7 protein-coding genes and 1 pseudogene are annotated in these 5,772 nt (G+C 49.4%); 2 read left to right on the forward strand and 6 right to left on the reverse strand.

Features of this window, described 5'->3' with window-relative positions; all coding sequences use genetic code 11:
• Positions 1–381: 381 nt before the first annotated feature.
• Entirely contained in the window at positions 382–561 is a 180-nt protein-coding gene (locus ACKFKF_RS34065) for a hypothetical protein (RefSeq protein WP_446871797.1), read from the reverse strand.
• Between ACKFKF_RS34065 and ACKFKF_RS34070 the strand changes: the two genes are divergently transcribed.
• Together ACKFKF_RS34070 and ACKFKF_RS34075 are read left to right on the forward strand one after the other, a co-directional pair.
• Positions 555–911 (forward strand): hypothetical protein, encoded by a 357-nt coding sequence (locus ACKFKF_RS34070; RefSeq protein WP_446871798.1) that lies wholly within the window; start codon positions 555–557, stop codon positions 909–911. The two genes, ACKFKF_RS34065 and ACKFKF_RS34070, sit on opposite strands and share 7 nt — an antisense overlap.
• Positions 912–920: 9 nt before the next feature.
• Positions 921–1,364, forward strand: coding sequence for a tyrosine-type recombinase/integrase (locus ACKFKF_RS34075; RefSeq protein WP_446871799.1), 444 nt, complete (start codon positions 921–923; stop codon positions 1,362–1,364).
• Between the two features lie 140 nt (positions 1,365–1,504).
• Here the strand turns inward: ACKFKF_RS34075 and ACKFKF_RS34080 are convergent, their stop codons facing one another.
• The 5 genes and pseudogenes from ACKFKF_RS34080 to ACKFKF_RS34100 form a co-directional block, all read right to left on the reverse strand.
• Complete coding sequence (locus tag ACKFKF_RS34080; RefSeq protein WP_446871800.1) at positions 1,505–2,683, reverse strand: virulence factor; 1,179 nt, start codon at positions 2,681–2,683, stop codon at positions 1,505–1,507.
• A gap of 178 nt (positions 2,684–2,861) precedes the next feature.
• Positions 2,862–3,860 carry a ParB/RepB/Spo0J family partition protein gene (locus ACKFKF_RS34085; protein WP_446871801.1) on the reverse strand — a complete coding sequence of 333 codons (999 nt, stop codon included), beginning with the start codon at positions 3,858–3,860 and terminating at the stop codon, positions 2,862–2,864.
• Entirely contained in the window at positions 3,853–4,662 is an 810-nt protein-coding gene (locus tag ACKFKF_RS34090; protein ID WP_446871802.1) for a ParA family protein, read from the reverse strand. Before ACKFKF_RS34090 ends, ACKFKF_RS34085 begins: the two co-directional genes overlap by 8 nt.
• 462 nt (positions 4,663–5,124) lie before the next feature.
• Positions 5,125–5,352 carry an addiction module protein gene (locus tag ACKFKF_RS34095; protein WP_446871803.1) on the reverse strand — a complete coding sequence of 76 codons (228 nt, stop codon included), beginning with the start codon at positions 5,350–5,352 and terminating at the stop codon, positions 5,125–5,127.
• Positions 5,353–5,374: 22 nt separating this feature from the next.
• A pseudogene (locus ACKFKF_RS34100) lies at positions 5,375–5,671 on the reverse strand (PDDEXK nuclease domain-containing protein); the annotation flags it as partial.
• Between the last annotated feature and the right edge of the window lie 101 nt (positions 5,672–5,772).

Consider the following 5,772-nt stretch of genomic DNA (forward strand, 5'->3'; position numbering starts at 1 on the left):
GGCATTCTATGAAACCAAGCGGCGCAAGCGCAAAGCTGAACCTCACTCAGAACAGTAGCAACTCACTTTGCGTCACAGAAAAGCAGATGGAAGAAAGATCTGTGACAAGTCAGATTGAGCAAAATGGAAGATAGAGTTCGGACACGCTTTGCGTGAGCCAGAGGCAGCGAAATAGACCCGGATTCGGATCTATTTCGACATCATCTTGTGAAAGGGTTGCACTATGGGAGTCTCAGCCAATGATGTGTAAGAATTTTGCTTTTGAACGGTTTTGAAATCGACTCACAGCGAGGCTTTCAGAAACGGTTGATCGATTTAGTTCCGGATCTCGATCTGTCTCGATCTCTACACCCAAGCTCAGAGCGATTCCAGATATTCAGATTATCCCCGTTGATCGGGCAAACTCCAAACCAGCACCATTAAGTCCCACCGATCTGAGAACAGCGCGGGTGGAGGAGTTTTTGCAGGCGCGATCGCTTGCCCCCAGAACTCAAAAAGCTTATCGTCAAGACCTTCAGCAGTTCCTCGACTGGACGGAGCGTTCTTAGGCTGACGTGACACCGCATCAGGTTGCTCAGTTCAAAACACATCTGCTGCGGGTGGATCTGGAAACCGATCGACGAGTGTTGTCGGATGCGACAGTGCGGCGGGTGTTGGGCACGCTGAAAAACTCCCTCGGCTGGATGACTCGCGTTCGTTATCTGACTTTTGATCCCACAATCCAGGTCGATCTGCCCAAGCTGGTGGAACCGGAAGCCCAAAACCTCACGGATGCGGAGGTGGGACTGATTCTTCAGGCGACCCGGCAGCTATCCCTGCCTGAACGCAATCTGGCACTGATGGCCGCCCTGATGCATGGACTGCGGGCGAATGAGGTCTCGAACCTGAATCGAGCGGATTTTGATGGATGACGACTTTGGGTGCGGGTGGCGAAAGCGGATAGTAAGGGGGCGGTGCCGTTGACACCGGAGGCGATTGGGCAGGTGGAGGCATATTTGTCCTGGCGACAGGCGCAGGGGAAGCGGGTGCTGCCGACGAGTCCTTTGTTTGTCTCGCATTCTCGACGGAATGCGGGAGAGCGGCTCAGTTATGACGGCATTCGTAAGGTGATGGATGCGATTTCTGCGAAGGCGGGGATTGAATTTCATGCTCATCGCTGTCGCCATACGTTTGCGACGAATCTGGTGCTGAAGGGGATGAATTCCTATCATGTGATGACGCTGACTCGCCATCGCTCTGTTCAGAGTTTTCGGCGCTACACCAGGGCGGCAGACCAGGCGGCGGCGGAAGCGGCCTTCTATGAAACTACCGGAACTTCGCAGATAAAAGAATCTCCTGGGTCGGAGCCTTCATCCTCTAGCTGACCTTGGTGCCAGAAGACAGTGGCTTATGATCCTATCGAAGAAAAGGTAGTGGGCGCGATCGCTCTTCTTTAGACAGCGGCAGAATAATATCCAACGATCTACACGGGCTTTGAGCTATTCATGATGATCTCTGCAACAGGTTAGGACACGCCTTGAGTGATGCGCTGCCACATCGGAATCTGAGTTTCACCGCCGCCTCGAATCCGCTCCAGAGCTGCCATCATTTCAGTCCGAACATCAAATTCGACTTCGCGTTCCTCGGCATCTTGTAAGGCATTTACAGCAGACTCGTCGCCCAACTCATTCAAGAATCGTGCGGCTCTCCAACGTACCAGTTTTGAGGAGTCGGACAAGGCTTGAGTCATGGTTGCCATTGCGCGCGTGTCTCCCAAATCGCTTAACGCATCCCCTGCGGTTCGCCGCACGATCGCCAATGGGTCGCTCAAAACCATCTGGGCAAGCGGGTCAACCGCAGCAGTCATTCCACTGGTTCCCAAAAGGGCAGCCGCCCAACGACGAATTGTAGGTTGGTCATCCTTAAGGAGAGCGGACACTTGAGAAAATATTTCAGGCGTGACTTCGATCTGCTGGAGCGCTTTGAGCCGAGTTTTCCAGTTTGCATGGCTCAGGTCTGCCAGGAGCGATCGCTGGCGATCAATCTGATCGGATGGGTAAGGATTGTTTGCGATTGCAACGGCTTCTAACTGAGCCAGTTCGTCTTCATCAATCAGGCTGATAATCTCATCGGCAACTAGTTGTGCAACCGCTTCGGGTGATCCAGAAGGCGCTTGATAGGGTTCCCAGCGACGCTCTGCAACATAGTTGGCTTGGGTGGTAAGAATCACTCGTTGCAGCGCCTGGTTGAAGCGATCCGGCAAAGCGACTCGCGCCTGTTGGCCTTCACCTGCAACGGCACGAACTTGAACAGGAATCCCGCGAAACACTTGAACTGCCACTTCAACATGACCCAGGTTAGCAGTGGGTAGGGAGGTAGTTGAAGGTTCAGAAGTGCTGGGTTGAGGGGGTGAGATCTGGGCTAGTAGAGCGGCATCAGCATCTCCGGCTACTCCGATCACACGGGCAGCTTGAGTCAAAATAAGTTGCCAGTCTGCCTGTCCCTGGCGCGTCAGGGTGATGAAATCTTTGAACAAAAAGACGGACTGAACGGACTTGATCGCCAGTAGTTGTTGAGCAAATACAGGTGCCTCGATCGGCTCTGCTCCTTTTTGGAGCGTTATGGCTTTGGAGCTGACGGCTTCCGCCAGGTTGAGCTTGATGCAGTTGGGGCTAGGAGTTGTTTCGATCGAGCGCAGTTGCATCGCCTCATCCTGATATTGGTTTACATCGCACAACTACAAGATGATGATTTGCTTCCAGTTATGCGTCTTCAACCCGATCCTAACTTACTGAGATTCTGGTGGAGAGGTGCTAGAACAGATCTTCCAGTTCAGCGCTGTGTTGATGGCTGCAATCCTACTCTCTTCAGAAATAGCAAAACTAGTCCTTGGGAGAATCAGATAAAGTCTGAATTTTTTCTTCCAGCTTACTCAAAAGTTTTTCAACTTCTCGTTGAGTTGTCGTATCCCAGTACTTGATCTGTCCAACCTGTTGATAAATTGCTTTGACACGACGAGTAATCACCCGGCGAGGCGGCTCAGATCTTTGGGGCTGGTTAGACGTTAGAGCAGACATCACCTGATCAACGCGCTCAGAGAGATCGCTGATGGGGAGGTTACTGGCGATCGCTTCTTGCAGCAACGCTTGACGCGGCTCGTCGAATTTAGCGTGCTTTAATCGGATTAACTTCTGAGCTTTGGTGTAATGCAGTTTTCCAGAGCGCACTGCGTCCAAAATGTCTTGAGGAAATTTGCGTAATGGCAGGTAGTGACGAATGAAAGAGCTAATTGTGACGGAGGTGACGGTGGGCATGACAGTCTCGATCGTTTTCCACCGAGAACTCTGAAGATCAACCGTTTTATTGCTGTATTGCCAGAGTAGAGATTCTACCTCAGCTTCTGGCGCTTCTAGCTCTAGCGATAGAACTTCCAGCACCATATCTGCTTCTTCTAGAGCATTGAGTTGATTGCGGTGGGAGTTGGTCGCCCCGGCAATTTTTGCGGCCAGCTTGTCGTCAACCTGAACAATTTTGGTGGGAGCCAAAACACCCAATCGAATACAAGATTCACGGCGATGGCTACCCGCAAGGAGTTCATACTTGCCAGATTCGATCGGGTGCGGTCGGGCAATTAAATCCTCTAAGACTCCCATCTCCTGGATGCTTTGCATCAAAGATGCGACCTTCCCCTCATCTAGAGGACGGTTCTTCGTTCTGGGCAGTAGGCTGTGGGGGTCAATTTGTTGAGCGGAAATTCCTGCTTGAGTCAAAACCTGATTGAGGTCTTGCTTAGTCTTCAATCCACCTTCTAAAGCTGAGAGAACCTGAATAGTTTTGGTATCCCCCAACATATTTGACATGTCTAGTTTGGGTTTAGGCATGAGCCACCTCTAGAGACAATAGGCGATCGACGACGGCTTGATAGGGTTCGATTAATTTCTCGGTCAGATCATCTCGTTCTTTAGCGCTGTGATTTTCTCGAATGTAGCGGTCGATCGGAACTCCCGCGAGCTGCGATTCAGTAAATTTGATTGAGCGAGGCACCGAATGAAAAACATCCACACCGTCAACTTTCGACAACGAAGCAAGCGCGCCCTTACTGATGTTGGTATTGTCAGACATGGTAGGCAACACCCCTAAAATTCTCAACCCAGGATTGGAGCGTAGTTGCACAGCTTGAATGGTGCTGAGAAGTTGTTTATATCCCTTTGCGGAAAAGTACTGGCATTGAACGGGGATCAAAACGAGGTCGGCGGCGGTGAGGGCTGAGTAAGTCAAGCGTCCCAAAGAGGGGGGACAATCAATCAAAATATAGTCGTACTGCTTCAGCTTACCGAGTTGCTCTTTGAGAATGTAGTGCGAATCGGGTGAAGCAATTAGCTCAGATTCTTTTTGAGCCAGTCCAGTGTCGGCTGGGATGAGATCGATTCCCCATTGAGTTGAAAGAACGATGGCATCAGGATTCTGACGTAAATCTAGCAGGTTGTAAGCAGTCAGTTGATCCTCCACTATTTCGCGTATACCCAGTCCGTCAGTCAAATTTCCTTGGGGATCAAGATCGACGACGAGGCAAGATTTTTGTTGACTGATCTTTTGTTGACTGATCAATGAGGCATTCGCGATCGTCGATGAGGTTTTTGCAACGCCTCCCTTCTGATTGGCGATCGCAATTATTTTGGTCATTTTGTGAAAACCTCCTGGTTTAAGTCTTCTGTGTAGAACGATGAGAATTTCTAGAATCTAAGCAATAGCCCATTTAGAAGACATCTCCAAAAGCGCCTCATAATATTTGCCAAAAGGGGAGTGACTTTTAGGAAAAGATTAAGGATTTTGAGGTAATGACAACGTTGTCAGTAGAAGCCAAAACTATCTCTAATGTCTAAGATTCCCCAGAAACTTCAAATAATGACAACGTTGTCAGTAGAAATTCTGTGCAGAAACAAGCCATCTTTTGCTCTAATTTTTGAGGAGATTACAGGAGATTGTGACACAGATTAGTAAACTTGCTCAAAAATTTTATCGACCTTTTTAGCCGCGATCTCCGATCCAAACGCTCCGGCATGAGCAAAATTGCAAAGATGAAGGCAATCTCAAATGCTTTTACTCGATAAAACTCAGCTTCTGTCCAAATAATCAGCCTATAGCTCATTCAGAAAACCCCAAGCGTTGTTTCACAGCTTCCCAAGTTGAGCCAGAAGATGGGTCTTGCTGATATCGTTCTAATCGGCGATCGAGTTCCTGCTGCTGGGCATCCGTTACTGTCGGTTCAGACTGCTGCTCCAAAATACTATCCAAGATCTTCAGCCAACTGAATACGTTCAGCAAAGTTTTCACGAGCGATCGTCCATTCCAGCTTTTGAGCGGCAGAACCATCCAATTTTCAATCGCTCAGTTTCTAATCGGTTAAGTCAAGCACTTGCTGCAACTGTTCAACGGTCGGTAACTCTGCTTGCAGATCGGATGGTAAATCTCCTAGACGATAAGTGCTAACCCCGATCGGTTTATTAAGATCTCGCAGCGCGTAGTCAGCGATTAAAGCGTCTTTCGTGCGACACAGAATAATACCCACTGAGGGGCGATCGTCAGGATGTTTCATCTGAGCATCCAAAGCAGACAAGTAGAAGTTCATTTTGCCCGCGTCTTCAGGTTTGAAATCCCCTACCTTTAAATCGATCACAACCAGACAGCGTAATCGGTAATGATAGTTAGCCTAAGTAGGGTGATCACTCACCCTACTCGGCTCCAGAACCGTACATGACCCTTTCGACTCATACGGCTCCTCAGTGATGTGGT

The organism is Phormidesmis sp. 146-12, assembly GCF_052939495.1.